The sequence below is a fragment of the Leptothrix sp. (in: b-proteobacteria) genome (assembly GCF_965250675.1).
Classification (GTDB): domain Bacteria; phylum Pseudomonadota; class Gammaproteobacteria; order Burkholderiales; family Burkholderiaceae_C; genus Sphaerotilus.
The window spans coordinates 134,839-159,702 of record NZ_CBDFPH010000001.1; the positions used below are offsets into that span (position 1 = coordinate 134,839).

General features: G+C 68.1%; 23 protein-coding genes and 1 pseudogene. 7 read left to right on the forward strand and 17 right to left on the reverse strand.

The window, feature by feature from the left end; genetic code table 11:
- Position 1: 1 nt before the first annotated feature.
- The 3 genes and pseudogenes from fahA (at position 2) to AC5IG3_RS00435 (ending at position 3,648) form a co-directional block, all read left to right on the forward strand.
- A complete protein-coding gene (gene fahA / locus AC5IG3_RS00425) occupies positions 2-1,348 on the forward strand; it encodes a fumarylacetoacetase (protein ID WP_491896846.1) in 1,347 nt (448 codons plus the stop codon).
- Between the two features lie 114 nt (positions 1,349-1,462).
- Positions 1,463-2,446: pseudogene (locus AC5IG3_RS00430) on the forward strand (TauD/TfdA dioxygenase family protein); the annotation flags it as partial.
- A 53-nt stretch (positions 2,447-2,499) separates the two neighbouring features.
- A complete protein-coding gene (locus AC5IG3_RS00435; RefSeq protein ID WP_491896847.1) occupies positions 2,500-3,648 on the forward strand; it encodes an MFS transporter in 1,149 nt (382 codons plus the stop codon).
- An 87-nt stretch (positions 3,649-3,735) separates the two neighbouring features.
- Here the strand turns inward: AC5IG3_RS00435 and AC5IG3_RS00440 are convergent, their stop codons facing one another.
- The 12 genes from AC5IG3_RS00440 to pqqA form a co-directional block, all read right to left on the reverse strand.
- Positions 3,736-4,812: an ABC transporter substrate-binding protein gene (locus tag AC5IG3_RS00440; protein WP_491896848.1), complete on the reverse strand. Its 1,077-nt coding sequence runs from the start codon at positions 4,810-4,812 to the stop codon at positions 3,736-3,738.
- A gap of 57 nt (positions 4,813-4,869) precedes the next feature.
- Positions 4,870-6,261 carry a porin gene (locus tag AC5IG3_RS00445; protein WP_491896849.1) on the reverse strand — a complete coding sequence of 464 codons (1,392 nt, stop codon included), beginning with the start codon at positions 6,259-6,261 and terminating at the stop codon, positions 4,870-4,872.
- 46 nt (positions 6,262-6,307) lie between these two features.
- Complete coding sequence (locus AC5IG3_RS00450; RefSeq protein WP_491896850.1) at positions 6,308-7,237, reverse strand: TauD/TfdA dioxygenase family protein; 930 nt, start codon at positions 7,235-7,237, stop codon at positions 6,308-6,310.
- Positions 7,238-7,270: 33 nt separating this feature from the next.
- Complete coding sequence (locus tag AC5IG3_RS00455; protein ID WP_491896851.1) at positions 7,271-8,623, reverse strand: LLM class flavin-dependent oxidoreductase; 1,353 nt, start codon at positions 8,621-8,623, stop codon at positions 7,271-7,273.
- A gap of 22 nt (positions 8,624-8,645) precedes the next feature.
- Positions 8,646-9,479, reverse strand: coding sequence for an ABC transporter ATP-binding protein (locus tag AC5IG3_RS00460; protein ID WP_491896852.1), 834 nt, complete (start codon positions 9,477-9,479; stop codon positions 8,646-8,648).
- A 19-nt stretch (positions 9,480-9,498) separates the two neighbouring features.
- Positions 9,499-10,284 carry an ABC transporter permease gene (locus AC5IG3_RS00465; protein ID WP_491896853.1) on the reverse strand — a complete coding sequence of 262 codons (786 nt, stop codon included), beginning with the start codon at positions 10,282-10,284 and terminating at the stop codon, positions 9,499-9,501.
- On the reverse strand, positions 10,284-11,081 hold the full coding sequence (locus tag AC5IG3_RS00470) for an ABC transporter permease (protein WP_491905015.1): 798 nt from the start codon (positions 11,079-11,081) through the stop codon (positions 10,284-10,286). Before AC5IG3_RS00470 ends, AC5IG3_RS00465 begins: the two co-directional genes overlap by 1 nt.
- Before the next feature lie 211 nt (positions 11,082-11,292).
- Complete coding sequence (gene pqqE, locus AC5IG3_RS00475; protein WP_491896854.1) at positions 11,293-12,450, reverse strand: pyrroloquinoline quinone biosynthesis protein PqqE; 1,158 nt, start codon at positions 12,448-12,450, stop codon at positions 11,293-11,295.
- A gap of 11 nt (positions 12,451-12,461) precedes the next feature.
- A complete protein-coding gene (pqqD, locus tag AC5IG3_RS00480) occupies positions 12,462-12,737 on the reverse strand; it encodes a pyrroloquinoline quinone biosynthesis peptide chaperone PqqD (protein WP_491896855.1) in 276 nt (91 codons plus the stop codon).
- Complete coding sequence (pqqC, locus tag AC5IG3_RS00485; RefSeq protein ID WP_491896856.1) at positions 12,734-13,510, reverse strand: pyrroloquinoline-quinone synthase PqqC; 777 nt, start codon at positions 13,508-13,510, stop codon at positions 12,734-12,736. Before pqqC ends, pqqD begins: the two co-directional genes overlap by 4 nt.
- A 23-nt stretch (positions 13,511-13,533) precedes the next feature.
- On the reverse strand, positions 13,534-14,448 hold the full coding sequence (gene pqqB / locus AC5IG3_RS00490) for a pyrroloquinoline quinone biosynthesis protein PqqB (protein WP_491896857.1): 915 nt from the start codon (positions 14,446-14,448) through the stop codon (positions 13,534-13,536).
- Positions 14,449-14,532: 84 nt separating this feature from the next.
- The gene (gene pqqA, locus AC5IG3_RS00495) at positions 14,533-14,607 is read right to left on the reverse strand and encodes a pyrroloquinoline quinone precursor peptide PqqA (RefSeq protein WP_491905016.1); all 75 of its coding nucleotides are present in this window, start codon (positions 14,605-14,607) and stop codon (positions 14,533-14,535) included.
- 182 nt (positions 14,608-14,789) lie between these two features.
- Between pqqA and AC5IG3_RS00500 the strand changes: the two genes are divergently transcribed.
- Complete coding sequence (locus tag AC5IG3_RS00500) at positions 14,790-16,232, forward strand: ATP-binding protein (protein ID WP_491896858.1); 1,443 nt, start codon at positions 14,790-14,792, stop codon at positions 16,230-16,232.
- Positions 16,229-16,864 (forward strand): response regulator, encoded by a 636-nt coding sequence (locus AC5IG3_RS00505; RefSeq protein WP_491896859.1) that lies wholly within the window; start codon positions 16,229-16,231, stop codon positions 16,862-16,864. The genes AC5IG3_RS00500 and AC5IG3_RS00505 overlap by 4 nt, the downstream gene beginning before the upstream one ends.
- 22 nt (positions 16,865-16,886) lie before the next feature.
- Here the strand turns inward: AC5IG3_RS00505 and AC5IG3_RS00510 are convergent, their stop codons facing one another.
- Complete coding sequence (locus AC5IG3_RS00510) at positions 16,887-17,069, reverse strand: hypothetical protein (protein WP_491896860.1); 183 nt, start codon at positions 17,067-17,069, stop codon at positions 16,887-16,889.
- An 87-nt stretch (positions 17,070-17,156) separates the two neighbouring features.
- Here AC5IG3_RS00510 and AC5IG3_RS00515 point away from each other — a divergent pair, with 87 nt between their 5' ends.
- Positions 17,157-18,308: a hypothetical protein gene (locus AC5IG3_RS00515; protein WP_491896861.1), complete on the forward strand. Its 1,152-nt coding sequence runs from the start codon at positions 17,157-17,159 to the stop codon at positions 18,306-18,308.
- 90 nt (positions 18,309-18,398) lie between these two features.
- Here the strand turns inward: AC5IG3_RS00515 and AC5IG3_RS00520 are convergent, their stop codons facing one another.
- Entirely contained in the window at positions 18,399-20,084 is a 1,686-nt protein-coding gene (locus AC5IG3_RS00520) for an MFS transporter (RefSeq protein WP_491896862.1), read from the reverse strand.
- 191 nt (positions 20,085-20,275) lie between these two features.
- A complete protein-coding gene (locus tag AC5IG3_RS00525) occupies positions 20,276-20,494 on the reverse strand; it encodes a DUF1289 domain-containing protein (protein WP_491896863.1) in 219 nt (72 codons plus the stop codon).
- 118 nt (positions 20,495-20,612) lie between these two features.
- Here AC5IG3_RS00525 and AC5IG3_RS00530 point away from each other — a divergent pair, with 118 nt between their 5' ends.
- Entirely contained in the window at positions 20,613-21,131 is a 519-nt protein-coding gene (locus tag AC5IG3_RS00530) for a PIN domain-containing protein (protein WP_491896864.1), read from the forward strand.
- Between the two features lies 1 nt (position 21,132).
- Here AC5IG3_RS00530 and AC5IG3_RS00535 read toward each other — a convergent pair whose 3' ends face one another.
- Positions 21,133-22,134, reverse strand: a complete 1,002-nt coding sequence (locus tag AC5IG3_RS00535) for an AEC family transporter (protein ID WP_491896865.1) — start codon at positions 22,132-22,134, stop codon at positions 21,133-21,135.
- 22 nt (positions 22,135-22,156) lie between these two features.
- Positions 22,157-24,793, reverse strand: a complete 2,637-nt coding sequence (locus AC5IG3_RS00540) for a DNA topoisomerase III (protein ID WP_491896866.1) — start codon at positions 24,791-24,793, stop codon at positions 22,157-22,159.
- Between the last annotated feature and the right edge of the window lie 71 nt (positions 24,794-24,864).

Sequence of the window (24,864 nt, forward strand, 5' to 3'; positions counted from 1 at the left end):
CATGACGACCGCTAAAGCTGAACTCAAGGTCCAACTCAACGCCACGCACGACCCAACCCTCAAGAGCTGGGTCGCCAGCGCCAACGACGGGCAGACCGATTTCCCCATCCAGAACCTGCCCTATGGGCGCTTGCGTCGCGCGGGCAGTCAAGAAGCCTGGCGCATGGGCGTGGCCATTGGCGATCAGGTGCTCGACCTGGCTGCAGCGCTGCAAGCAGCGCCATGGACGCCTGAGCAGCAGCGCTGGATGGCGCCGCTGGCCGCCGGTGACCTGAACGCCTTCATGACGCTGGGCCACGCCGCTTGGCGTGGCACACGGGCTGCGCTGTCCTCCGCGTTGGCGCAAGGCAGCACCCGACAAGCGGCGCTGCAGCCGTGCCTGATCGCGCAAGACCAGATCGAGCTGGGCCTGCCGTGCCACATTGGCGACTACACCGATTTCTACACCGGCATTCACCACGCCACCACGGTCGGCAAGCTGTTCCGCCCCGACAACCCGCTGCTGCCCAACTACAAGTGGGTGCCGATCGGCTACCACGGCCGGGCGTCGTCGATCGTCGTCAGCGGTACGCCGGTGCGCCGGCCCAATGGCCAGACCAAGGCGCCGGATGCCGAGGTGCCGGGCTTCGGTCCGAGCCAGCGTCTGGATTACGAGCTGGAGTTGGGCGCCATCGTCGGCTGCGCCAATGCCTTGGGCGAGCCGGTCGGCATCGAGCAGGCCGAAGGCGCGCTGTTTGGTCTGGTGCTGTTCAACGACTGGTCGGCGCGTGACCTGCAGGCCTGGGAATACCAGCCGCTGGGGCCCTTTCTGGCCAAGAACTTCGCCAGCACCGTGTCGCCCTGGGTGGTGACGATGGAGGCGCTGGCGCCGTACCGCTGCGCCTTCGAGCGTGCCGCTGGTGAGCCGCAGCCCTTGCCCTATCTGGACAGTGCGGCCAACCGCGCGCAGGGCCAGATCGACATTGCGCTCGAAGTGCTGCTGCAGACCCCGGCGATGCGCGAGCAGGCCATTGAGCCGGTGCGCCTGAGCCAGTCCAATCTGCGTGATGCCTACTGGACGCTGGCTCAGCTGCTGACCCACCACACCGTGGGCGGCTGCAACCTGCAGCCGGGCGATCTACTCGGCACCGGCACGCTCTCGGGCGCAGAGGCCAGCCAGGGCGGCTCGCTGCTGGAATTGAGCCAGGGTGGCAAGCAGCCATTGACACTGCCCAGTGGCGAGCAGCGCCGTTTCCTGCAGGACGGCGATGAGGTCACGCTGCGCGCGAGCTGCACTCGGGCCGGTACGGTGCGCATCGGCTTTGGTGCCTGCATGGGACGCATCACGGCGGCGCCTCAAGTCGGCTGACTGGCGTTGGAGGGCGGTTCGCATAAGCAGCCAACCAATGCTTCCTTCCCTTGGCGGGCGGGCGATCCTAAGGTGACGGTTCACCCTGTTTCCTCACCTTCCAAGGACTGTTCCATGAGCGCCGTGCTTCCGATTCCTGCTTCCGCTGCCGCCGATGCCCACGCCCCACTCGACCTGATCCGCCAGGCCGGCCATATCGGCGCCGAAGTCCGTGGCGTCCGCCTTTCGGGCGATCTGGCGGGCGGCACCGCTGCCGCCCTTCGCGCCGCGCTGCGACGCCACAAAGTGCTGTTCTTCCGGGGTCAGCAGCATCTGGACGACACCCAGCATCAGGCCGTGGCCCGGCTGTGGGGCGAACTGGTGGATCACCCCACCGTGCCATCCAAGGACGGCACGCGCATCCTGGAGTTGGACTCGCAGCACGGCGGACGGGCCAATTCCTGGCACACCGACGTGACCTTCGAGCCGGACTACCCCAAGGTCTCGGTGCTGCGCGCGGTGGTCATTCCGGCCTACGGCGGCGATACCGTCTGGGCCAATACGGCTGCGGCCTATGAAGCGCTGCCGCCTGCGCTGAAGGCGCTGGCCGACCAGCTCTGGGCCGTGCACGGCAACGACTACGACTACGCTGCCGCGCGACCGCAGGCTGCCGCCGACGACGCGGGGCTGAAGAACTACCGCGAGGTCTTCACCTCCCGCCTGATCGAGACCGAGCACCCGCTGGTGCGCATCCACCCCGAGACCGGCGAGCGCACGCTGGTGGCCGGCCACTTCCTCAAGCGCTTTTCCGGCCACAGCACGCACGATTCGGCGCGGCTGCTGGAGATCTTCCAGGCCCACATCACCCGGCTGGAAAACACCGTGCGCTGGCGCTGGGCCGAGGGCGACGTGGCGATCTGGGATAACCGCGCCACCCAGCACTACGCCATCAACGACTACGGCGACCAGCACCGCGTGGTGCGCCGCGTGACGGTGGCCGGTGACGTGCCGCTGGCCGTCAACGGCCTGCACAGCCGGGTGCTGAAGTCCGAACCGCGCCGCGTGCCCGCGTCAGTCCGCCCGCCACGCGTTGGGGCCGCGCCCGCGCGGACCTGCGCGGCCGGCTGGCCCCCCACCGTTTCCTGCTGTGGTTTGCGCTGCTGTCGGCCTTCATGGGCACCAGCGTCGGCCTGGCCAAGGTCACCACCACCCTGTACGCGCTGCACCTGGGCGCGCAGGGCTGGATGCTGGCGGCGGTGGCCGCTGCGCAGATGGTCGGCATCCTGCTGCTGAGCCTGCCGATGAGCGGCTGGGTGGAACGCTTCGGCCCGCGGCGCCTGTTCACCATCGGCAGCGTGGCGGCGGCAGGCCTCTATCTGCTGCTGCCGCAGGTGCCACAACTGCCGTTCCTGCTGGCGGGCACGGCGCTGGTCAGCTGCTGCATGCCCTTCCGCTTCGTGTCGCTCAACACGGTGTTCATGGGCGAGCTGGAGCGCATCGGCGAGGCCCGCGCCGGCTGGTTCCGCGGCACGCACATGGTCGGCATGTTCCTGGTCGGGCCGATGCTGGCCGCCGGCGTGGTGCATGCGGTGGGCCATGCCGGCAGCTATGCGCTGATCGCGGCCCTGTTCGCCGTCACCGTGGCCGTGGCGCCGCAGGTGCTGGGCGGTACGCACGGTGGGGTCGCCACGGCGGGCACCACGGTGCCGCGCCCGCCGTGGCGCACGCTGCTGCGCGACCCGGCGGTACGGCAGGTGGCGCTGCAGGAGGCGGCCATCCAGTCGCTGCACATGTTCTACGCCTTCTACATCGTCGTGCTGGCGGTGCAGCAACTGGGGCTGCCGGTGGCAGGCGCCGGAGCACTGGTGGCGGTGCAGGGTTCGGCGCTGGTGGCGGCGTTGTTCCTGGGCGGCAACCTGGCCCGACGCCTGGGCCCGCGTGCGGTGCCTGTGGCCGTGGCCGTGACGGTGCTGGCGCTGGCCTGCCTGGGCGGCGCACGTGGCACGACACGCGGCGTGGCGCTGCTGTGGCTGGGCGGTGCGGTGCTGGGGTTGGGCCTGGGGCTGTTGCAGATCCAGACGCTGACGCAGCTCGCCCGCCTGGGCGCGCGGCTGGGCCGCAGCCGCATGGCCGTGCTGAATGCGCTGGTCGGTCCGCTGGGTGGATTGGTCGGCGGGCTGCTGGGCGGCACGCTGGGCGAACGCTGGGGCCTGCAGACCGTCTTCCTGCTGTTCGTGCCGGTGTTTCTGGGCGTGGGCTGGCGGGCCATGCGGCCCGATGCCGATCCTCGCGTGCAGGCCATGTCGTCGGATCCACGCTGATATTCCTGTGCATCACAAGAAGGCCATCCCTGATGGATGGCCTTCTTCATGGTGACTGGTGCCGGCTGAGGAGCTTCAAGCGGCTGTTCAGGGCTGCTTCTTCAACTCGCCGCGCGCATCGAACTCGGGCCAGTGTGATTCCAGCTTGAGCTGCTTGAGTGCCTGCTGCAGGTGTTGGCCATCCAGCCAGGCATTGACGTCCACGTCGCCGCGCACCAGCTTGAACTTGCGCGCCAGGTCGACCGAGCTGCGGTAGTGGGTGCGGAAGAAGTCGTCGAGCAGCGGCGACAGACGCACCTTCAGCGGTGTGCCCTCGTAGTCCTGCTTGTAGGCCTTGTAGGGCACGCCGGACTTGCTCCACTGCTGCAGCACCTGCTCGCGGTTGGCGTCGTCGGAGGCCCAGGCCGCTTCCTTGACCAGGGTGTTGACCACGCGCTGCACCACCTCGGGGTACTGCTTGTCGAAGTCCTCGTTGACCAGGAAATGGGTCTGGCGCGACAGCGTCGGCGCCTGGCCCAGGGTGCTGTAGACGATCTTGGCCACGCCCCGATCGACCAGCGGGAAGACGTCGAAGCCGAACCACGCACCTTCCACGTCCTTGGTCGAGATGGCTGCGGTGGTGGTGGCCGCGTCCATGTTGATGGACTTGAAGTCCTTTTCGCTCAGGCCGCGCTGCTCCAGGATCCGGGCGCTCAGCAACTGGCCGTTGGTGCCCTTGAACAGCGCGACGCGTTTGCCCTTCAGGTCCTCGATGCCCGTGGCGGGCGAGTCGGCGGGGACCGCCAGGTAGGTGGTGCCGCGCGTGCCATCGGCCAGCAGGATCTTGGTCTTCAGGCCGCCGGCGCGGCCGATGATGGCGGGCAGGTCGCCCTGCCAGGCGAAGTCGAGCAGCTTGTTGGCCAGCGCCTCGTTCACGGCCGGGCCGGCGCCCTTGAAGAAGTTCCATTCGACCTTGATGCCATCGGCCTTGAACTCCGATTCGAGCAGGCCCTTGACGTGCACCAGCGCGGTCGTGCTGCCGCCGAACACCGGCTTGCCGCCGACGCCGACAGTGGCCACGCCGATGCGGATGACCTTGGGTACCTCGGCTGCCGCCGCGCTCGGGCTGAAGGTGGCCGTTGTAGCGAGCGCCAGCGCGCTCAGCAGGAATTGACGTTTTTTCATGGGGATTCCGATTTGAAGAAGGGTGAGGTGGGTCGTTGCAAGCGGATCTGATGCCGGTCAGAAGCCGAACTGCACTTGCGCCAGCAGTTCGTCATAGGCCTTGGCGCTGCGCGAGGGGTCGCTGATGCGGTTCAGGTTGAGCTGCAGCTTGGTGGTCTGGGCGAAGAACACGTTCAGGCCCAGCGTGCCGACCTTGACGCGGTCGCCGGCCAGGTTGACGTTGGGATCGAAGCGGTCGAAGCGCACGAAGGGCTGATAGGACTGCGGCCACCAGTCGTCGAAGCGGCCCTGGGCGCGGTAGCCCTTGATGAACTGCTCGCCCAGGTTGTAGAACAGCGTCAGCGTGTCGGACCGGCTCTTGACGCTGGCGTAGACCGGCGCTGCGGCGGTGCCGCTGGCCGTGCCATCGGTGCCGCGCACGTGCTCGTAGGTCACGCCCAGCGGCTCGTGGTTGTAGGTGAAGTCCAGGCCGACGCGGCGCTTGGCGCCCTGCTCGACCAGCGTTGTCGCCGTGCCGGTGCCCACGCTGCGGTTGGCCTTGCCGAAGTAGCCCGAGGCGCCCAGCGTCAGCTGGCGCAGCCAGGAGTTGTAGTCCGCCGGCAGCGTGTAGGCCAGCCGGCCGATCCAGTCCTTGGGCGAGTTGTTGTCGGCGGTGTTGGGGCCGTTGCCGTTGACCAGGCCCAGCGCGTAGGCCAGCTCGGGCTGGCGGTAGTTGTAGCCGTAGTCGATCACCGGATTCAGCTCGCCGCGCGCAATCACGCCGATCTGCCGCTGCGCCAGGCCCAGCGCGCCGGCAAAGCGGGCGTTGTTGATGACGGGCTTCAAGTCCTCGGTGGCCGGCACCTCCAGGCCAAAGGGCAGCAGCTGCTGGCCGAAGGTGAGGTTGAGCTGGTTGTCGGCCGGGTCGATGGTGGGCAGCACCGCGTAGGTCAGGTGGGCGTCGAGCAGGTTGACGAACTGCGTGCCGTTGCCCAGCGGCGAGGCACCCAGGCGCAGCGTGTAGCTCAGGTTGCGACCCTGCTCATAGTCCTTGAACAGGCTGCCGGTGAAGCCGACCACGGCCACCGGCACATCAAAACTGAGCTTGCGCCTATCGACCCCGCCGCTGGCGCTGGTGGTGGCCAGGCTGGAGACGCCCGCGCGTGTCTGGATGGTGCCGCTGATCTGCAGGCCGCGGCTGCTCAGCGCCGTGGCGGTCTCGCGGTCGCGCTGGACCTGGTACTTGAAGTTTTCCAGGTCGGCGCTGACGCCCAGCAAGTCCTGCCTGGTGACGGGTTCGGCGCCGGTATCCGCATGGGCCGGGGCTCCCTGCGCTTTCTGCAATTGCTGCACCGTCTTCTGCAGCGCGCGGATTTCCTTCTCGAGGTCTTCGGCGCTGGGTGCCGCCGCCGTGGCGCCGGACAGCAGGACAAGGCTCAGCGCGACGACGCCGGGTTGTGGTCTGGACATGGGAACGGCTTTCTGGGTGTGGGGAAACAGGGTGTCTGGCCGGGCCTCAGAACGGCCGGCTGCCGCCCAGGCTGATGCGCTTGAGCACGCGGCGCTCAGACGGGTCGAACGCATTGCGGGCGTGCAGCGTCGCCTGGTTGTCCCAGTAGACGATGTCGCCCACCTGCCAGCGGTGGGTGTAGGCAAAGCGCGGCTGCAGCAGGTGGGCGCGCAGGCGCTCGACCAGCGCGGCGCCGTGGGCCGCATCAACGCCGATCACCTCGACCTCGGTCGACTCGTCCAGGTAGAGGACCTTCTGGCCGCTGTCGGGGTGCGTGCGTACCAGCGGATGCGCCTCGAACGGCGTCAGCGGCGTGATGTCGGGCGTGCGGTAGCGCGGCCACTGGCCCGAGGGCAGTGGGTGCAGGCGGCGCAGGAAGGGGTTGTAGGTGATGAGCTGCAGGTCGGCGATCTCGGCCTTCGTTGCGTCGTCCAGCGCCTCGTAGGCCGCAGCCAGGTTGATCCAGGTGGTGTCGCCGCCCACGCGCGGCACTTCCAGCGCGTAGAGCAGCGAGCCGGCCGAGGGCACCGGTGTCCAGTGGTGATCGGCGTGGGCGCTCAGCTCGTGGTGGCCGAGCACGCCATCGTCGACGTTGCTGACCTTGACGATGGCCGGCGTGTTGCCGCCGTAGGGGTCCGACGCCAGCACTGGCACGTCGGCCGGCGGCTGGAACACGCTGCCGAAGGCGGTGGCCAGGCGCAGGTATTGGGCGTCGTCCAGTTGCTGCTGCTGGAAGATCAGGATGTGGTGGTCGCGCAGCGCCTGCTTGAGCGCCAGTACCTCGGCGGCGCGCAGCGGCTGGCGGGCGTCGAAGCCGCTGACGCGGGCGCCCAGGGCAGCATCCTGCGGCGTGATCTTGAATGCGTTGGCGCGGGGTGCAGCCGGCGTGTCGTGGGTGGGGATTGGGGTGGAGGGTTGTTCCAGAACGGCGGACATGGTGGGCTTTCGTGATGGGTGCTCGGGGTGGTTTCAGGCGGCGGCCTGGGCACGGTGGACATAGCGGTTGACCGGGCGCTCCAGCCCCAGGTTCTCGCGCAGCGTCGTGCCCTCGTAGGCGGTGCGGAACAGGCCGCGCTTCTGCAGCTCGGGCACGACCCCATCGACGAACTCGTCGAGCGATTCCGGCAGCACCGGCGGCATGACGTTGAAGCCGTCGGCGGCGCCGTTCTCGAACCACTCCTGCATGCGGTCGGCAATGGTCTGCGGCGTGCCGACCACCACCCAGTGCCCGCGCGCGCCGGCCAGGTACTGGTAGAGCTGGCGCAGGGTGTACTTCTCGCGCCGGGCCAGCTCGATCACCACATGGGCGCGGCTGTTCACGCCCTTGGGCGGCTCGGGGTAGTAGGGCGGCGGGGCGTCCAGGTCCCAGGTCTTGAGCTCGGCTTCGGGCCAGACCTGCGCCAGTGTGTTGATGCCGACGGAGGGGTGGATCAGCGCCTGCAACTCTGCCCACTTGGCCTGCGCTTCTTCTTCCGTGCGGCCGATGACGGGGCTGATGCCGGGCAGCACCAGCAGCTGCTCGGGCCGGCGGCCGTACTTGGCCATGCGGCCCTTGACGTCGCGGTAGAAGGCCTGCGCCTCGGCCAGGCTGGTCCAGGCGGTGAAGATGGCCTCGGCCGTGGCGGCGGCCAGTTCCTTGCCGTCCTCGGAGCTGCCGGCCTGCACGATCACCGGGTGACCCTGCGGCGAGCGCTCCACGTTCAGCGGCCCCTTCACCTGAAAGTGCTTGCCAACGTGGTTGAGCGTGTGCAGCTTGGCCGGGTCGAAGTAGACGCCGCTGGCCTTGTCGCGCAGGAAGGCGTCGTCTTCGAAGCTGTCCCACAGGCCCTTGACGACGTCGACGAATTCGTGCGCCCGCTCGTAGCGCACCTTCGGGTCGGGGTGGGCGGCCAGGCCGAAGTTGCCGTGCACCGTGTCGGCGCCGGTTGTGACCACGTTCCAGGCGGCGCGGCCCTTGCTGATGAGGTCCAGGCTGGCGAACTTGCGCGCCAGCAGGTAGGGGTCTTCGTAGGTGGTGCTGGCGGTGGCGACGAAGCCGATGTGCTGGGTCACCGCGGCGAGCGCCGCCCACAGCGTGACCGGCTCGAAGTGCGAGATGCGGCCCTGGCGGCTGAAGGACTCGTCATCCCCCTTGTGCCAGATGCCCGGGCTGTCGGCGACGAAGACCTGGTCGAACAGGCCGCGCTCGGCGGTCTGCGCCACGGCGATGTAGTGGTCGATGTTGACGCCCGAATCGGCCTGCGCGCCGGGATGGCGCCAGGCGGCGACGTGGTGGCCGGTGGCCATGATGAAGGCGCCGAGGCGCAGTTGACGTTGGGTCATGAAGGGCTCCAGTGGGTCCGGTTCAGAAGGCGAAACGCAGGCCCGGGGGCAGGCCGTAGTCGGAGAGTTGGGTGGGTTCTGGGCGCGGCGAGGGGATCGGTCCTTCGCCCGAGAACTCGGCCAGCACGTCGTTCTTGATGCGGTTGAAGGCGCTGCTGTTGCGCACGCGCGGGTGCGGCAGATCGACCGGCACGATGCGGCGGATGCGCCCGGGGCGCGGCTCCATCACCACCACCTGGTCGCCCAGGTAGACGGCCTCTTCCACGTCGTGCGTCACCAGGATCATGGTGATGCCCTCGGCCTGCCAGATGCGGTGCAGCTCCTGCTGCAGGTGGGCGCGGGTCAGGGCGTCCAGCGCGCCGAAGGGCTCATCCAGCAGCAGCACCTCGGGCCGGTTGACCAGCGCGCGGGCAATGGCCACGCGCTGGCTCATGCCGCCAGAGAGCTGATGCGGGTAGGCATTTTCGAAGCCCTGCAGGCCGACCAGCGCGATGTGCTCGCTCACCGACTGAGCCTTCTCGGCCTCGGGCAGCTCGGCGTTGAGCAGGCCGAGTGCGATGTTCTGCGTCACCGTCAGCCACGGAAACAGGCGGTGTTCCTGGAAGACGATGCCGCGATTCAGGCTGGTGCCGACGATGCGCTGGCCGTCCAGCAGCACCTCGCCCTGGTAGTCACTCTCCAGCCCGACGATGAGCCGCAGCAGCGTCGACTTGCCGCAGCCCGAGCTGCCGACGATGCTGACGAACTCGCCCGGGTTGACGGTGAGCGTGATGTCTTCGAGCACCGGCAGGGTCGCGCCCTTGACGGTGAACTGCTTGCTGAGCTTGCCGATGTGCAAGGTGCCTGCGTGGGCCATGAGAATGTCCTTGAAGGGTTTAGAAGTTGGCGACCGATGTGCTGCGCCAGGCCAGCGCACGCGCCTCGACCCGCGTCGCCAGCCCGTTCAGGGCGTAGCCGACGGCGCCGATGACGATCACGCCAAACAGCACCAGGTCCATCCAGAAGTGCTCGCGGCCGTCGATCAGCAGATTGGCAATGCCTTCGCCCGAGACCAGCAGGTACTCCGCGCCCAGCGTGGCCAGCCAGGCGTAGATCAGCCCGAGGTGAATGCCGGCAAAGATCGACGGCGCGGCCGAGGGCAGGATCACCTTCTGCCAGCGCTGCCGGCGGTTGAACTTCAGCACCCGGGCGACTTCCAGCAGGTCGGCCGGAACGCTGCGTACACCTTCATAGGTGTTGAGCACCACCGGAAAGAAGGCCGCCAGCGACAGGAACGCCACCTTGGCCGACTCGCCCAGGCCGAACCAGACCGACAGCAGCGGAATCCACGCAAACAGCGAGATCTGCTTGAGGGTGTGAAAGCTCGGGCCGACCAGCCGTTCGAACCAGCGCGAGCCGCCCAGCAAGGCGCCAAACAGCAGGCCGGCGCTGCTGCCGATCACGAAGCCGATCAGGTCGCGCTGCAGGCTGGCACCGAGCGCCGCAAAGACCTTGCCGCTCTGGATCTGCGCTACGCCGGTGGCCCAGACTTTCTCGGGCGAGACCAGCAGCGGCGAGGTCGACCAGCCCAGCCGCGTGGCCAGCCACCACAGCGCGACCAGGGCGACCGGCAAGACCCAGCCGCGCAGGGTCTTGGGGATGAAGGCGTGGCGGCGGCTCATCACACCGCCTCCTTGCGCCAGCCGAGCAGGCGTTGCTCGATCAAGGCCAGCAGCTTGTCCAGCGTGTAGCCGATGGCGCCCACCGCGATGACGGCGGCCAGCACCACGTCGAGCTGAAAGAGCTGGCGGCCGTAGACGATCATGAAGCCCAGCCCCTCGCTGGAGGCCAGCAGCTCCACCACCACCAGCGCCAGCCAGGCGTGGGTCAGGCCGTAGCGCACGCCGTTCCAGATCGGCGCCAGCGCGGCAGGAAACACCACCTTGCCGAGCAGCTGCCAGCGACTGAATTCCAGCACCCGCGCCACCTCGACGAAGCGCGTCGGCACGCCCTGGATGCCCTTGTAGGTGTTGAGCGCAATCGGCACCAGCGCCGCCTTGGCGATCAGGATGATCTTCAGCGCCTCATCGATGCCGACCAGCAGCATCAGCAGCGGCAGCCAGCCGAGCACCGGCACCTGTGCAAAGGCCTTGAACAGCGGGTAGATGTAGTCCTTGACCGTGGGCGACAGGCCCATCGCCACGCCCAGCAGCAGCCCGCCGGCCAGTCCGACGCCAAAGCCCGCCAGCACCCGCCACAGGCTGATCTGGACGTGGGCGAGCAGCTCGCCGCTCAGCACCACCTCCTGCAGGGTGGCCCACACTGCGGCTGGTGAAGGCAGCACTTGCGGCGCGACCCATTGCAGCTGCGCCGCCACGGCCCACAGGGCGAGCACGGCCAGCGGAACCGGCCAGGCGAGCAGCACATCGATCAAGGCTTTTGGCAGGCTCAAAAAATGAGCCTTCACCGGCCTGACCATCGATTCGGTGTCTGCCGGCCGGTTCGTCGACGCCAGGGCGTTGACGGTCGGTACCGGAGGGGAGAGGTTCATCGTCATCACTCCTGCAAGGGGTTCGAAGGATGTCGAAAGGTTTCGACAGGCTGCGAATCTTGCGGGTGATGTGTCGCTGCGTGAACGCAGCATTTCAAGTTTGGATATGCAGCCCTACGGCTGCCGACAGCCGCGACGATCAGCTGCGTGCTGGCCTGGTCTCCGCCAGCTCGGGAACACCGCTCAAGCGTCGCGAGTTCTTCGGGTCCCGAAACACCAGCGGACGCTCGGTGACAGCCGGGCCTGCGGGCCGGGCTTCAGCCTGCGCCACGGCCTCTGCCACCAGATGATGGTGCGGGCTCTTGGGGCAGACCGGATCAGCGGCCGTCACGTCCTGCGCCAGCAGAAAGGCCTGGCAGCGGCAGCCGCCCAAGTCTTTCTCCTTGTCCGGGCAGGAGACGCACGGCTCCTTCATCCAGCCGGTGCCGCGGTAGCGGTTGAAGCCTTCGCTCTCGTACCAGATCTCGCGCACTGACATGTCCTGCACCTTGGGGAATTCCAGGCCGGGCAGCATCTTGGCGGTGTGGCAGGGCAGCGCGCGGCCGTCGGGGGTGATGGTCAGGAAGACGTTGCCCCAGCCGTTCATGCACTTCTTGGGCCTGCCCTCGTGGTAGTCGGGCGCGACGAAGAAGAGCTTCATCTTCCCGTCGAGCTTCTTGCGCCAGGCGTCGGTGATGGCCTCGGCGCGCTGCAACTGCTCGCGCGTGGGCAGCAGGTGATCGCGGTTGAGGTGGGCCCAGCTGTAGTACTGGGTGTTGGCCAGCTCCAGGTACTCGGCGCCCAGTTCGTGGGCCATCTCGATGATGCGTTCGATGTGGTCGATGTTGAGGCGGTGGATCACCACGTTCATCACCATCGGCCAGCCGTTGGATTTGATCAGGTGCGCGACGTTCTGCTTCAGCCCGAAGGTCTTGGTGTGGCTCAGGAAGTCGTTGAGCTCCTTGGTCGAATCCTGGAAGCTCAGCTGGATGTGGTCCAGCCCGGCGGCCTTGAGCGACGCGGCGCGCTCCGCCGTCAGGCCGACGCCGCTGGTCAGCAGGTTGGTGTAGTAGCCCAGGCGGTGAGCCTCTGAGATGAGTTCTTCCAGGTCATCGCGCACCAGCGGCTCGCCGCCGGAGAAGCCGCACTGCACGGCGCCCAGTTCGCGGGCCTCACGCAGGGTCTTGAGCCACTGCGCGGTGCTCATCTCTTCGCTGTCGCGGGCGAATTCGACCGGGTTGTAGCAAAACACGCAGTGCAGCGGGCACTTGTAGGTGACCTCGGCCAAGAGCCATAGCGGCGGACCAGGACGGTTCACGGCCGGCGCGCTCACCACGTCACCCACTGCTGTTGCCGCGCCATGGTCAGGAAGCCGACCACGTCGCCGCGCAGGCCCTGGGCGTTGAAAGCGGCTTCGAGCGAGGTGACGACGTCGACCAGCGGCGTCTTGCCGTCGCAGCGCGTCAGGATCTCGCCGCTGGAGCGGTTGAGCTTGACCATGCCCTCGGGGTAGAGCAGCACATGGCAGTCCTGTGCGGGCTCCCACTGCAGGCGAAAGCCGGGGGCGACGCGCGGCTGGTCGGTGTCGAGGAGGGCGTGGCTCATGGATTGATCCCGTACTTGGTGGCCATCGCGTCGTTCATGGACCAGAGGATGTCGAGCTTGAACTTCAGGATCTCCAGCGCGCGCACCTGCTGCTCGCGGGTCTTGAAGTAGCCCAGCGTCACGGCCAGACCCTGCTCGACGTCACGCCGCGCCTGGCTGACGCGGTTGCGGAAGTACATCAGCCCGTGGGTCTCGATCCACGGGTAGTGCTCGGGCCAGGTGGCCAGGCGCTGCTTGTGGATCTCGGGCGCGAACAGCTCGGTCAGCGACGAGCAGACCGATTCCTGCCACGGCGCGTGCCGGGCGAAGTTGACGTAGGCGTCGACCGCAAAGCGCACGGCCGGGATGACGTGGCGCAGGTCGGTGATCTCCTCGCGCGTCAGGCCCACGGCCTCGCCCAGGCGCAGCCAGGCCTCGATGCCGCCAGCGTCGCTGACCTTGCCATCGGGGCCGGAAAACTCGAAGCCGTCGTGGTCCAGGATGCGCTGGATCCACTCGCGCCGCACTGCGCGGTCGGGGCAGTTGGACAGCACTGCCGCGTCCTTCACTGGAATGGCGATCTGGTAGTAGTAGCGGTTGGCCACCCAGCCGCGGATCTGCTCGGGCGTGGCCTTGCCGGTGTTCAACATCACGTTGAACGGGTGGTAGATGTGATAGGCCTTGCCCTGCTCGCGCAGCTGGGCTTCGAAGTCGACGGCGTTCCACGCCGCGGCATTCGGATCGCGTGACGCCGCGTCAAAGCGCGGCGGCGGGGCGTTGAAGGGGATGCTCATGGGGGGATGTCTCCAGCGGCCGCTCAGAACTCGATTTCCAGCCCATCGAAGCTCACCTCGATGCCCGCGTCTTCGACCGCGCGGCGCTCGGGCGATTGCTCGTCGAGGATGGGGTTGGTGTTGTTGATGTGGATCAGCAGCTTGCGCGTGGCCGCGGGCAGGCGGCTCAGCACCTCGATCATGCCGCCCGCGCCGCTCTGCGGCAGGTGGCCGATGCTGCGGCCGGTCTTCTTGCTGAAACCCAGGCGGATCATCTCGTCGTCGGTCCAGAAGGTGCCGTCGACCAGTACCGCGTCGGCCGCGCACATCGCGTCCCACACCGGCGGGGTGATTTCGCCCAGGCCGGGCGCGTAGAACACGCGGCGGCCGCTGGCGCGGTGGGTGAAGGTCAGGCCGACGTTGTCGCCGGGCACCGGGTGCTCGCGGTGCGGCGAGTAGGGGGCGGGCTTGCTCTCCAGCGGCAGGGCGGTGATGTCGAGGTCGGCCACGCCGGGGATGGTGAAGACGGTGCCATCGGTGGGCAGCTCGTGCCACGCCACGCCGCAGTAGTGGCTCAGCACGCGCAGGATGGGGTTGCCGATGCTGAGGTCGTCGTGCGCGGGCTGCGTCGTCCACAGCGGCAGCGGCTGGCCACGTTCGCGCAGCATGTAGAGGCCGGTGCTGTGGTCAACCTGGCCGTCGCACAGCAGCACGGCGGCAATGCCGGTGTCGCGCACCGCGCGGGCCGGTTGCAGCGCGGGGCTGCGCTGCAGCTGCGTCAGGATGTCGGGCGAGGCGTTGACCAGCAGCCAGTCGTGCGGGCCGCCCACGGCGATCGACGACTGGGTGCGGGCGCGATGGTGGGGGGAGCCGGCGCGCACGGCGGCGCATTGGGTGCAGTTGCAGTTCCACTGCGGGTAGCCGCCACCGGCGGCGGAACCCAGGACGAGCAGTTTCATGGGCCGGCTTTTGTCATCAGGTCAGAAAGCAGAACGGCCCGACGCCAGCAGTGCTGGGGCCGGGCCGCAGGGGTTCAGCGCGGCTCAGCGAGCGGCGATGTACATCGTGATTTCAAAGCCGAAGCGGAAGTCGCAAGCTGCGGGGGTTTCCCAGGTCATGTCAGGTCTCCTTGTAGAGGGGCATCGGGGTTTCGGTGCAGATGCAGTGTCGGCGCGGCGCGGGCGGTTGTCCTCGCCAGGACCTTGAATCGGACCTCATGAAAATCTTGATTCGGCCTGCGGGTTGTTCCCGGGGTGGGGCTGCGTCGGCCGGTGTTGACGTGGGGCGGACAATCATGGCCATGTCTGCGTCTTCGATTTCAGCCCTGCACGGCGGCCCCGGCCTGCGATTCCGCATCCAGCTGGCGCTGGTGCTGTTGATGAGCCTGTTCGTGGTGGCGCTGGCGCTGCAGCAGGTTGACGGCACGCGGCGCAGCGTCAATGAAGAGATCGTGGCCGGCAACCGTGTCGCCGGCCAGCTGCTGGAGCGGGTGAGCTGGATCTACCGCAGCGCCGGGCCAGGCGCACTGCTGGGGTTTCTGGGCCAGCTCGGCCGTGTGCGCGCCAACGAGATCACGCTGGTCGACGACAACGGGCATGAGCTCTACCGCTCGCCCCCCTCGCCCTACAAGCAGGGCCGGGTGGCGCCCGGGTGGTTTGCCGAGCTGGTGACGCCCCCTGCGCAGCGCAAGGTGATTCACCTGCCCGGCGGCGTGCTGACGGTGGAGGCGGATGCGTCACGCGCCATCCTGGACGGCTGGGACGACCTGCTGCGCCTGGGCGGGCTGGCCGTCGTGGCGCTGGTGCTGCTCAACGGGCTGCTGTTCTGGTTTGTCGGGCGCACGCTGCGGCCGTTCACGACCATCGTGCGCGGGCTGGCCCGGCTCGAAGGCGGCGATTACGCCGCGCGTCTGCCTGCGTTGCGGGGGCGCGAGGCCGCGTCGATCGGGCTGGCGGTCAACCGCATGGCGGCTGCGGTGGAAGACCAGCTGCAGGCGCGCCTGCAGGCCTACGAGGCCGAACGCTCGCTGGCCGAGAGCCGCGAGCTGGCGCGCCAGATTGAGCTGCACACCGAGCGGGAGCGGCGCGAGATGGCGCGCGAGCTGCACGATGAGCTTGGCCAGTCGGTCACCGCCATCCGCAGCCTGGCGCAGAGCCTGGCGCACCGCATGGCACCGGATGCAGCGCAGGCCGACGCGGCCGGCCACCAGATTGCCGGCCTGATTTCGAGCGAGGCCGCGCGCCTGTACGACGCCATGCACAGCCTGGTGCCGCGCCTGACGCCGCTGGCGCTCGACAGCCTGGGCCTGGGTGACGCGTTGATCGATCTGGTCGACGCTGCCCAGCAGCGCGCCGCGCAACCCCACATCACGCTGCAGCTGGGCGTGCTGCCCGCCGCGCTGAGCCAGGAGCGTGCGCTGGCCGCCTACCGCGTGGTGCAGGAGGCGCTCAACAACGCGCTGCGCCATGCCGGCGCGCGCGAAATCGTCATCGAGGTGGACTCCGCGACAGCCGGCATCCTGGCCATTCGCGTGCGCGATGACGGCCACGGCCTGCCCGCCGACTGGCAGCGCCCCGGCCACTACGGCCTGCGCGGCCTGCGCGAGCGCGTGCGCGGCCTGGGCGGCGAGCTGACGGTGCTCAACCGCGGCCACGCGACCGATGCCGAACACGGTGCGCTGGTGGCCGCGACCTTGCCTCTTGAACCTTTGATTCCACCTTCTGCAGCGGAGAACGCCGAATGATCCGGATCATGCTGGTCGACGACCACACCATCGTGCGCGTGGGTTTCCGCATGCTGCTGCAGGCGGCTGCGGCCGACATCGAGGTGGTGGCCGAGGCCGACAACGGCGACGACGCGCTGGCGCAACTCGACACCGTGCAGCCCGACGTGCTGGTGCTGGACCTGTCGATGCCCGGCATGAACGGGCTGGAGGTGCTGCGGCGCCTGCGCGCCCGCGACAGCCGGCTGCGCGTGCTGGTGCTGTCGGCGCATGAGGACAGCGCCCACCCGCGCCGCGTGCTGGCGGCCGGCGCGCTGGGCTATCTGTCGAAGCGGGGTGCGCCCGAGGCGCTGGTCGATGCGGTGCGGCGCGTGGCCGCCGGGCAGCGCTACATCGATCCGGCCATTGCGCAGAAGCTGGCGCTGGCGCAACTGGGCGACGAGCCCAGTCCGATGGAAGCGCTCTCGGAGCGCGAGTTCGCGGTGTTCGTGCAGCTCGCCAAGGGGGCGTCGGTGCAGGACATTGCCGCGCAGCTCAAGCTCTCAGGCAGCACCGTCGGCACCCACCTCTACAACGTCAAGCAGAAGCTGGGCGCCAGCAACCAGGCCGAGCTGACCTTGCTGGCGCTGCGCTGGGGCGTGATCGAGGCCTGAGGCAAGCTCAGGCCGCCTGATCTCAGGAACCCGAAGCGGCCGAGGCCGGTACAGCGGGGGGGGGGGCGTCGCTGGCAGCGGCCGGTGCCGGCTCGTGCGTCTCGATGCCGTGCTTCTCGCCGCTCATGTCGATTTCACCGCCCTGCATCAGAACGTACATCACCAGAGCGCCAAAGACGATGAAACCGAGCGCGATCTTCCACATGACTGAATCCTTAATTTGTCTAACGCTGAAAGTCGGAATGATGCCTCAACACCCCTTACGGGTCGCTTGCTCAGGCGACAACACGCTATGAAGATTTCGCCGCTGGAGCGCCAGCTGCTGCCCTTCCTGGCCGTGCAGGCCAGCCTGTCGACGCTGGTGGGCTTCGGGGCCGTGCTGGTCTACGCCGAGGGCGGCATGGCGGCCACCGTGGCGTACACGCTGGTGATGCTGACGGTCGCCATGGCCGGCACGGTGCTGGCCTATGCCCTGGGCCGGGCCTGGCGGCTCGACAGCCGGCGGCTGGCGCGGGCGGCTTTCCTGCTGCCTGCGCTGCTGCTGTGGTGGGCCGAAGGCCGACCTGTGGTGCTGGCGCTGGCCGTGGGCGGGTTTCTGGGCCTGAGTTGGGGGGCGCGGCACTGGATCGAGCTGAGCCTGCTCGACGACCTGCAGCGCGACGGCTACGCCACGCACGTCACCGTGCTGGGCGTCGGCGTCAGCCTGCTGACCACGCTGGCGGCCAGCTTGTGGCTGACGTGGGCGGAGGCCCTGCCTGGCGCGGCGCATGGTCTGTACGGCCTGTACGCCGTGGTGGCCGGGCTGGGCGCGCTGTGGGCGGTCGGGCGGCTGCCGGCGACGCCGATGCTGCAGCTGCTGGCGCCGTTGCAGATCCTGCGCCAGCGCGAGTACACGGCCTGTCTGCCGCTGTACTTTCTGGAGTCCGGCCTGCTCGGCGTCGGCATGGTGCTGGGCGCGGGCGGCGCGGTCGAGGCGCTCGGCAGCGCCAGCCACTACGGCTGGGTCGCGACGCTGGCGACGGTGGCCGGCGCCGTCGCGCTCTACACCCTGCGTCATCGCCGGCATGCGCAGAACCGTGACCGATCGATGGCGCTGGCCTGTGTCGGCATCACGCTGGCGTATGGCCTGCTGGGTGCCAGCGCCTGGTGGCCGGCGCTCTATGTGCTGCATCTGCTGCTGCACGCCGGCACCAGCCCGTTCTGGCTGGCCAGCGAGCAGGTGCTCAACCAGCGCACGCTCGACATCCACGGCCCGCTGGCCGACCGCATCGTGGTGCGCGAGGCCACGCTGTGGTTCTTCCGCGTCTCGGCCCTGGGCGCCTTCTGGTTCGCCGCGCGGCATGCGGCGCCGGCCCTCATCCTGGCCGTGGGTGCGGCGTTGATGGCCCTGGCCGCGTTTCTGGAATACGCCGTCGGTCGGGCGTGGCTGCGGCAGAGGGACTGAAACGAACAAAGCGCTCCGAAGAGCGCTTTGTCGTTACGGGGTCGGCAGGGCTTTGGCGTGAGCCGGGGCGCCTGCCTCATCCTTGCAGGCTCAGTCGCCGGCGTAGATGTCCACGTCCTTGGTTTCCTTGACGAACAGCAGGCCGATGACCAGGGTCATTGCAGCGATGATGATCGGGTACCACAGGCCGTAGTACATGTTGCCGTTCTGGGCCACCATCGCGAACGAGATGGTGGGCAGCAGGCCGCCGAACCAGCCGTTACCGATGTGATACGGCAGCGACATCGAGGTGTAGCGGATGCGGGTCGGGAACATCTCCACCAGCATGGCGGCGATCGGGCCGTAGACCATCGTCACGTAGATCACGAGGATCGACAGGATGATGACGATCTTGACCTTGTCGACCTTGGCCGGGTCCGCCTTGTCCGGGTAGCCGGCAGCCTTCAGCGCATCCTTGATTTCCTTCTTGAATGCGGCGATGGCCTTGACGCTGGCTTCGTCGAACTTGCTGTTGACGACCACGCCGACCGGAGCGGTGATGACCTTCTCACCGATGGTGACGATGGCCGGACCGGCGGCGGTGGCGACGGCGTTCTCGTAGCTCACCGAGTTCTGCGCCAGGAAGCGCTTGGAGATGTCGCAGCTCTTGAAGAAGTCGATCTCACGTGCCACCGGGTTGCCCTGGAACGAGCAGTCGCCGGCCGCAGCGGTCACCACGATCTTGTTGTTCTTCTGTGCGGCAGCCAGATCCGGGTTGGCGGCGTCCGTCAGGGCAGAGAACAGCGGGAAGTAGGTGAAGATCGCCAGCAGCAGGCCGGCCATGATGATGGGCTTGCGGCCGATCTTGTCCGACAGCGTGCCGAAGATCACGAAGAACGGCGTGCCGATCAGCAGCGAGGCGGCGACCAGGATGTTGGCCGTCGACGCGTCCACCTTCAGCACGTTGGCCAGGAAGAACAGCGCGTAGAACTGACCCGTGTACCAGACCACGGCTTGACCGGCGACCAGGCCGAACAGCGCCAGGATCACGATCTTCAGGTTCTTCCACTGGCCGAAGGACTCGGACAGCGGCGCCTTGGAGGTCTTGCCCTCTTCCTTCATCTTCTTGAAGGCAGGCGACTCGTTCATCGACAGGCGGATCCACACGCTGATCGCGAGCAGCAGCACCGACACGATGAACGGCACACGCCAGCCCCAGTCGGCAAACGCCGCTTCGCCGATGGCGGTGCGGGTGCCCAGGATGACCAGCAGCGACAGGAACAGACCCAGCGTTGCCGTGGTCTGGATCCAGGCGGTGTAGGCGCCACGGCGACCGTGAGGTGCGTGCTCGGCCACGTAGGTGGCAGCACCGCCATACTCGCCGCCGAGGGCCAGGCCCTGCAGCATGCGCAGCACGATCAGGATGATCGGAGCGGCCACGCCGATCGAGGCGTAGTTGGGCAGGATACCGACCACGAAGGTCGACAGGCCCATGATCAGGATGGTGACCAGGAAGGTGTACTTGCGGCCGATCATGTCGCCGAGGCGACCGAACACCAGCGCGCCGAACGGACGCACGATGAAGCCGGCCGCAAAGGCCAGCAGTGCGAAGATGAACGCGGCAGACGGATCAAGGCCGGCAAAGAACTGCTTGGCGATGATGGCTGCGAGCGAGCCGTACAGGTAGAAGTCGTACCACTCGAACACCGTGCCCAGCGAGGAGGCGAAGATCACCTTCTTTTCCTCTGCGGTCATCGGTGCATTCGAGGCCTTGGCGTTGGCTGGAATGCTGGACATGGGGTCTCCTCACAAATTGAGCTGCACGGCGGTTGCAGTGCGTGAGGCGGACTGTCAGTGGAGGGACTGACCAAGTCCTGACGCGATTCCAACGGCAGCTGACAAACTCAGGTCTAACCCTCGACTTATATTTCTTGATGCGAAATTCACGCCCTTCGCCGCGTCGTGCTCAGGGATAGTCCTAGGCTGTGTTATTGCGCGGCGCCGTCAGTTTCGGCCGCAGCCTGGCGCGCAGGCAGAGCTTGCCAGACCGCTTGTTTCTGCGCGTCGGGCAGGCGCGACCAGGTCGTGATCTCGTCCAGGCTGCGCCAGCAGCCTGTGCACCAGCGCCGTTCGGCGTCGAGCTTGCAGAGGTTGCGACATGGGCTGGGCACCGTCGAGACAGCAGGGGAGATTGTGGTTTTTTTCATATTCGGCGTGTCGCTGCGGGCAGGTTCCTGAGGATGTTCGCACGGCCCGGGGCCTGCTGGCTGTGCCGCGACTGGTGGCGCCGAAGGTGCGCTTTGATAATCCCAGGCAGAGCCCCGCATGATTGCCGAACCCCCCATTCCCTCTGCCCTTGAAGCCCTTGTGGCCTCCCGGCGCCCGCCGCGCGTGGTGATCGACACCGCCAGCGTGATGTCGGCGCTGATGTTCGGTGGCGAGTCGCTCACGCGCCTGCGCCGTGCCTGGCGTCACGGCTACTGCCGCCCGCTCGTGTGCAAGGCCACGGTCGTGACGCTGATGCAGACGCTCGGCCAGCCCCGCCTGGGCCTGAGCGCGGCCGAGCAGCAGCAGATGCTCGGGGACTACCTGCCCTACGCGCTGAAGGTGCGCGTGCCGGCGGCGGACAGCTCGGCCGACGACACGCCGTCCGGCCTCGCACTGGTGCAGCTGGCGATGGCCGGGCGCGCGCATGTGCTGGTCAGCGGTGATGCGGAGTTGCTGGCGCTCGACGGTCGGCTGTCCTGCGCGGTGATGGCGCTCGACCCCTTCCTGCGGCTGCTGCAGCGGCTGGAGATCGAGCCGCTGCCCAAGGCGCGCACGCTCCGCGCGATCCCGATCTGAGTCAGATCTTCGGCAGCAGCCAGCTCAGCCACAGCGGCGCCGTCAGCGCAAAGCACAGCGTCGACAGCACGATCACTGCGCTGGCCTCGCCTTCGAGCGTGCGGTAACGCTGCGCGAACAGCAGCGCATTGCCGCCGGTGGGCAGCGCAGCGGCCATCACCAGCACCGCCAGCGGCAGGCCGTTCAGCCCGAACACCAGCACCCCGACCGCACCGACCCAGGCCGGCAGCACCAGCAGCTTGAGCGCCACCAGTCCCAGCAACTGCAGCGGCCGGTGGCCCAGCCCGTGCTGCGCCAGCGAGGCGCCGATCAGCACCAGGCACAGCGGCACGCCGGCCTGGCCCAGCGTCTTCAGCACGTTGTCGGCCACTGGATGCAGCGGCCAGCCCGTCAGGTGCCAGGCCATGCCGGCCAGCACCGGCAGCACGACCGGGTGAATCAGCGTCTGGCGGGCGATGTTGAGCAGCAGCCGGCCCAGCGCCATGCCGCCGCCCTGGCGTGCCGCCGCGCGGGCGATGTCGACCTCGGCCAGCACCGTGAGCAGGCTCAGCAGCACCAGCGCATGCAGGCTGACGATCGCCACGTGCAACTGCAGCCCCGCCTGGCCGAACAGCGCCGCCGCAAACGGCAGGCCCACCTGCACCGAGTTGCCGAAGCTCAGCGACACCGCCCGCACCGCCGGATCGGCCGGATGCGCGATCGGGCCGGTGAGGTTGGCGTGCCGCGTGCTCACGGCCACCCGCCAGCGGCTCCAGCCCCAGGTCGACAGCGCCCACAGCACCAGCGGGCCGAAAAAGGCCAGCAGCATCGGCCCCGGCAGCTGGCGGACGTCCAGCGACGCCGTGGTGCGAAACAGCAGCGCCGGCACGAACAGGTAGAACGCCGCCGACGACAAACCGTGCTGTGCCTCGGCACCGCCCAGCACCTGCCCGCGCGCCGCGCCCCAGCCCAGCGCGATCATGGCAAACAGCGCCAGCAGCTTGTAGGCCAGATCCCAGGTCATGTGGTCTTGTGCGGGGCCAGGTTCAGGACGCCGCCTTGGCGGTCTTGCCTGCCGCCTTCTTGGCGGGCGGGCGCGCGGCGCGGGGCTCGAACTCGAAGATCACCTTGCCTTCCTTCTTGTCGTAGGCCAGGAATGCCTTGAACTTGCGCTTGGTCTTGTTGGAGACGAAGCCGTCGAGCAGGTCGGTCTTGCCGCTGGCCAGCAGCTTCTGCACCTGATCGCGCGTGACGGGCTGCTGCAGGATCACCGCGCCGGTCTTGAAGTCGCAGGTCACGGTGGCGCCCACCGCGTGCTCGCAGACGTAGTTGGTGCCGTGGCCGTAGACGTGGCTGCTGCACTTGGGGCAGGCCCCCAGGCTTTCCTGGCCGCTGAAGTCGACCGGCTCGCCGGATTCGTCGTCCTTCTTGGCGTCCTCGCCGAAGTCGAATTCGAGCTTCCAGTTCTTCAGCTCCTCGTCGCGCACCAGCTTCAGCTCGGCGGTGAAGGGCCAGCCGGCCTTGGAGCGGAAACCTTCGAGCGGGCCGATCTGGTGGTCGCGCAGGAAGGCCTCCACCTCGTGCAGCTCCAGGCTGCGGCCGGCGGGAATCTTGGTCATGGAGAAACCGCAGCCGCTGGGCTCGCCTTCGACGGGTGGCTTGGCGCCCGGCACACCGACACACGCGAAGCGGCGATAGTTTTCCTTCACCACGCCGCCGCAGTTGGGGCAGGGCGCGGCCAGCGTGGCGTAGTCGCCGGGGATGGTGTCGCGGTCGTATTCCTTGGCCTTCTTGACGATGCGCTGCGCCATGTCGGCAATGCCGGCCATGAACTCGCTGCGGCTCAGCAGGCCCTTCTCCATCTGGCTCAACTGGTATTCCCACTGGCCGGTGAGTTCGGGCTTGGTCAGGTCCTCGATCGCCAAGCCGCGCAGCAGCGTCATGAGCTGCTTGGCCTTGGCGGTGGCGATCAGGTCGCGGCCTTCGCGCAGCATGTATTTCTCCAGGATCAGGCCTTCGATCACCTGGGCGCGCGTGGCGGGCGTGCCGAGGCCTTTTTCCTGCATCGCGGCCTTGAGTTCCTCGTCGTCGATCAGCTTGCCGGCGCCTTCCATCGCGCTCAGCAGCGTGGCCTCGTTGTAGTGGGCGGGCGGACGGGTCTTGAGCGGGGCGACGCGCATGTCCTCGTTGCGCACCTTCTCGCCCGGCTGCACCGGTACCAGGTTGGCGTCGTCGTCCTGCGCCTCCTTGCCGTAGACCGCCAGCCAGCCGGGGTTGACCAGCACCTTGCCGTTGGTCTGGAAGCTCACGGTCGCGCTGACGCCGCGCGCCTGCGCCGCCGCGCTGGCCGGCACCTCGGTGATGCGGGTGGTGACCATGAACTCGGCCGACGGGTAGAACACCGCGATGAAGCGCTTGACCACCATGTCATACAGCTTGGCCTCGATCTCGCTCAGGCTGCGCGGCGCCTGCAGCGTCGGGATGATGGCGAAGTGGTCGCTGATCTTGCTGTTGTCGAAGATGCGCTTGCTCGGCTTCACATAACCGTCGTTGAGCGCCTTGCGCGCGTGCATCGCCAGTTCGCGCAGCGGGCCGGGCAGGTCCTCGCTGGCGATCATCTCCAGCGTTTCGCGGGCCACCGGCACGTAGTCCTCGGGCAGCGCGCGGGCGTCGGTTCGCGGGTAGGTCAGCACCTTGTGCTTCTCGTACAGCGCCTGCGCGATCGACAGCGTGGTCTTGGCCGAGAAGCCGAAGCGCGAGTTGGCCTCGCGCTGCAGCGTCGTCAGGTCGTAGAGCAGCGGGCTGGCCTGCGTGCTGGGCTTGGCTTCTTCGCGCACGGTGCCGGTCTGGCCGCGCACGGCGTTGGCAATCGCTTCGGCGGCATCGGCGTCCCAGATGCGGTCGGCGCGGCGGTCGGCGTCGTCATCCTTCTTGAACTTCGGGTCGAACCACTTGCCTTCGTAGAGGCCGGCGGCGGCCTGGAAATCGGCGCGCACCTCCCAATAAGGCCGCGACACGTGCTTGCGGATCTTCTCCTCACGCTCGGCCACGATCGACAGCGTGGGGGTCTGCACCCGGCCGACGGTGGTCAGGAAGAAGCCGCCGTCGCGCGAGTTGAATGCCGTCATGGCGCGCGTGCCGTTGATGCCGACCAGCCAGTCGGCCTCGCTGCGGCTGCGCGCGGCTTCGGCCAGGCCGCGCATGTCGGCGTCGCTGCGCAGCTTGTCGAAGCCGTCGCGGATGGCCTGCGGTGTCATGCTCTGCAGCCACAGGCGCTGCACCGGCTTGCTGCCGGTCTTGCTGCCGAGTGCGTACTGCTCGATCAGCCGGAAGATCAGCTCGCCCTCGCGGCCCGCGTCGCAGGCGTTGATCAGGCTGGTGACGTCCTTGCGCTTGATCAGCTTGACCAGCGCGCTCAGGCGGCCCTTGCTCTTGTCGATCGGCTCCAGGTCGAAGTGCGGCGGCACCACCGGCAGGTTGGCGAAGCTCCATTTGCCGCGCTTGACGTCGAACTCTTCCGGCGCGCGGATCTCGACCAGGTGGCCCACCGCCGACGAGACGACGTAGTGGTCGTTCTCGAAGTGCTCGGCGAATTTCTCGAACTTGCCCGAGCTCGGCGTCAGCGCCCGCACGATGTCCTGTGCGACCGACGGCTTTTCTGCAATGACCAGTGACTTGCTCATATTTCCCCAACCCCGTGAAAGACGCACCCGCCGGAACAACCCCGCGCGATGCGCTCCCTACAATCTGCGCT

Excerpts from the sequence above, each read along its gene's own strand:
- AC5IG3_RS00510 (WP_491896860.1), bottom strand. The coding sequence starts at position 17,069 with ATGTGGAAGATCGCGCTCGGTTTCATCGTCTTTGGCGCTCTGGTGATG.
- AC5IG3_RS00450 (WP_491896850.1), bottom strand. The coding sequence starts at position 7,237 with ATGTCCGCCGTTCTGGAACAACCCTCCACCCCAATCCCCACCCACGAC.
- AC5IG3_RS00435 (WP_491896847.1), top strand. The coding sequence starts at position 2,500 with ATGGGCACCAGCGTCGGCCTGGCCAAGGTCACCACCACCCTGTACGCG.
- AC5IG3_RS00500 (WP_491896858.1), top strand. The coding sequence starts at position 14,790 with ATGTCTGCGTCTTCGATTTCAGCCCTGCACGGCGGCCCCGGCCTGCGA.
- pqqB (WP_491896857.1), bottom strand. The coding sequence starts at position 14,448 with ATGAAACTGCTCGTCCTGGGTTCCGCCGCCGGTGGCGGCTACCCGCAG.
- AC5IG3_RS00505 (WP_491896859.1), top strand. The coding sequence starts at position 16,229 with ATGATCCGGATCATGCTGGTCGACGACCACACCATCGTGCGCGTGGGT.
- AC5IG3_RS00530 (WP_491896864.1), top strand. The coding sequence starts at position 20,613 with ATGATTGCCGAACCCCCCATTCCCTCTGCCCTTGAAGCCCTTGTGGCC.
- AC5IG3_RS00520 (WP_491896862.1), bottom strand. The coding sequence starts at position 20,084 with ATGTCCAGCATTCCAGCCAACGCCAAGGCCTCGAATGCACCGATGACC.
- AC5IG3_RS00470 (WP_491905015.1), bottom strand. The coding sequence starts at position 11,081 with ATGGTCAGGCCGGTGAAGGCTCATTTTTTGAGCCTGCCAAAAGCCTTG.
- AC5IG3_RS00460 (WP_491896852.1), bottom strand. The coding sequence starts at position 9,479 with ATGGCCCACGCAGGCACCTTGCACATCGGCAAGCTCAGCAAGCAGTTC.
- AC5IG3_RS00525 (WP_491896863.1), bottom strand. The coding sequence starts at position 20,494 with ATGAAAAAAACCACAATCTCCCCTGCTGTCTCGACGGTGCCCAGCCCA.
- pqqC (WP_491896856.1), bottom strand. The coding sequence starts at position 13,510 with ATGAGCATCCCCTTCAACGCCCCGCCGCCGCGCTTTGACGCGGCGTCA.
- AC5IG3_RS00465 (WP_491896853.1), bottom strand. The coding sequence starts at position 10,284 with ATGAGCCGCCGCCACGCCTTCATCCCCAAGACCCTGCGCGGCTGGGTC.
- AC5IG3_RS00445 (WP_491896849.1), bottom strand. The coding sequence starts at position 6,261 with ATGTCCAGACCACAACCCGGCGTCGTCGCGCTGAGCCTTGTCCTGCTG.
- fahA (WP_491896846.1), top strand. The coding sequence starts at position 2 with ATGACGACCGCTAAAGCTGAACTCAAGGTCCAACTCAACGCCACGCAC.
- AC5IG3_RS00515 (WP_491896861.1), top strand. The coding sequence starts at position 17,157 with ATGAAGATTTCGCCGCTGGAGCGCCAGCTGCTGCCCTTCCTGGCCGTG.
- AC5IG3_RS00440 (WP_491896848.1), bottom strand. The coding sequence starts at position 4,812 with ATGAAAAAACGTCAATTCCTGCTGAGCGCGCTGGCGCTCGCTACAACG.
- pqqD (WP_491896855.1), bottom strand. The coding sequence starts at position 12,737 with ATGAGCCACGCCCTCCTCGACACCGACCAGCCGCGCGTCGCCCCCGGC.
- AC5IG3_RS00535 (WP_491896865.1), bottom strand. The coding sequence starts at position 22,134 with ATGACCTGGGATCTGGCCTACAAGCTGCTGGCGCTGTTTGCCATGATC.
- AC5IG3_RS00455 (WP_491896851.1), bottom strand. The coding sequence starts at position 8,623 with ATGACCCAACGTCAACTGCGCCTCGGCGCCTTCATCATGGCCACCGGC.
- AC5IG3_RS00540 (WP_491896866.1), bottom strand. The coding sequence starts at position 24,793 with ATGAGCAAGTCACTGGTCATTGCAGAAAAGCCGTCGGTCGCACAGGAC.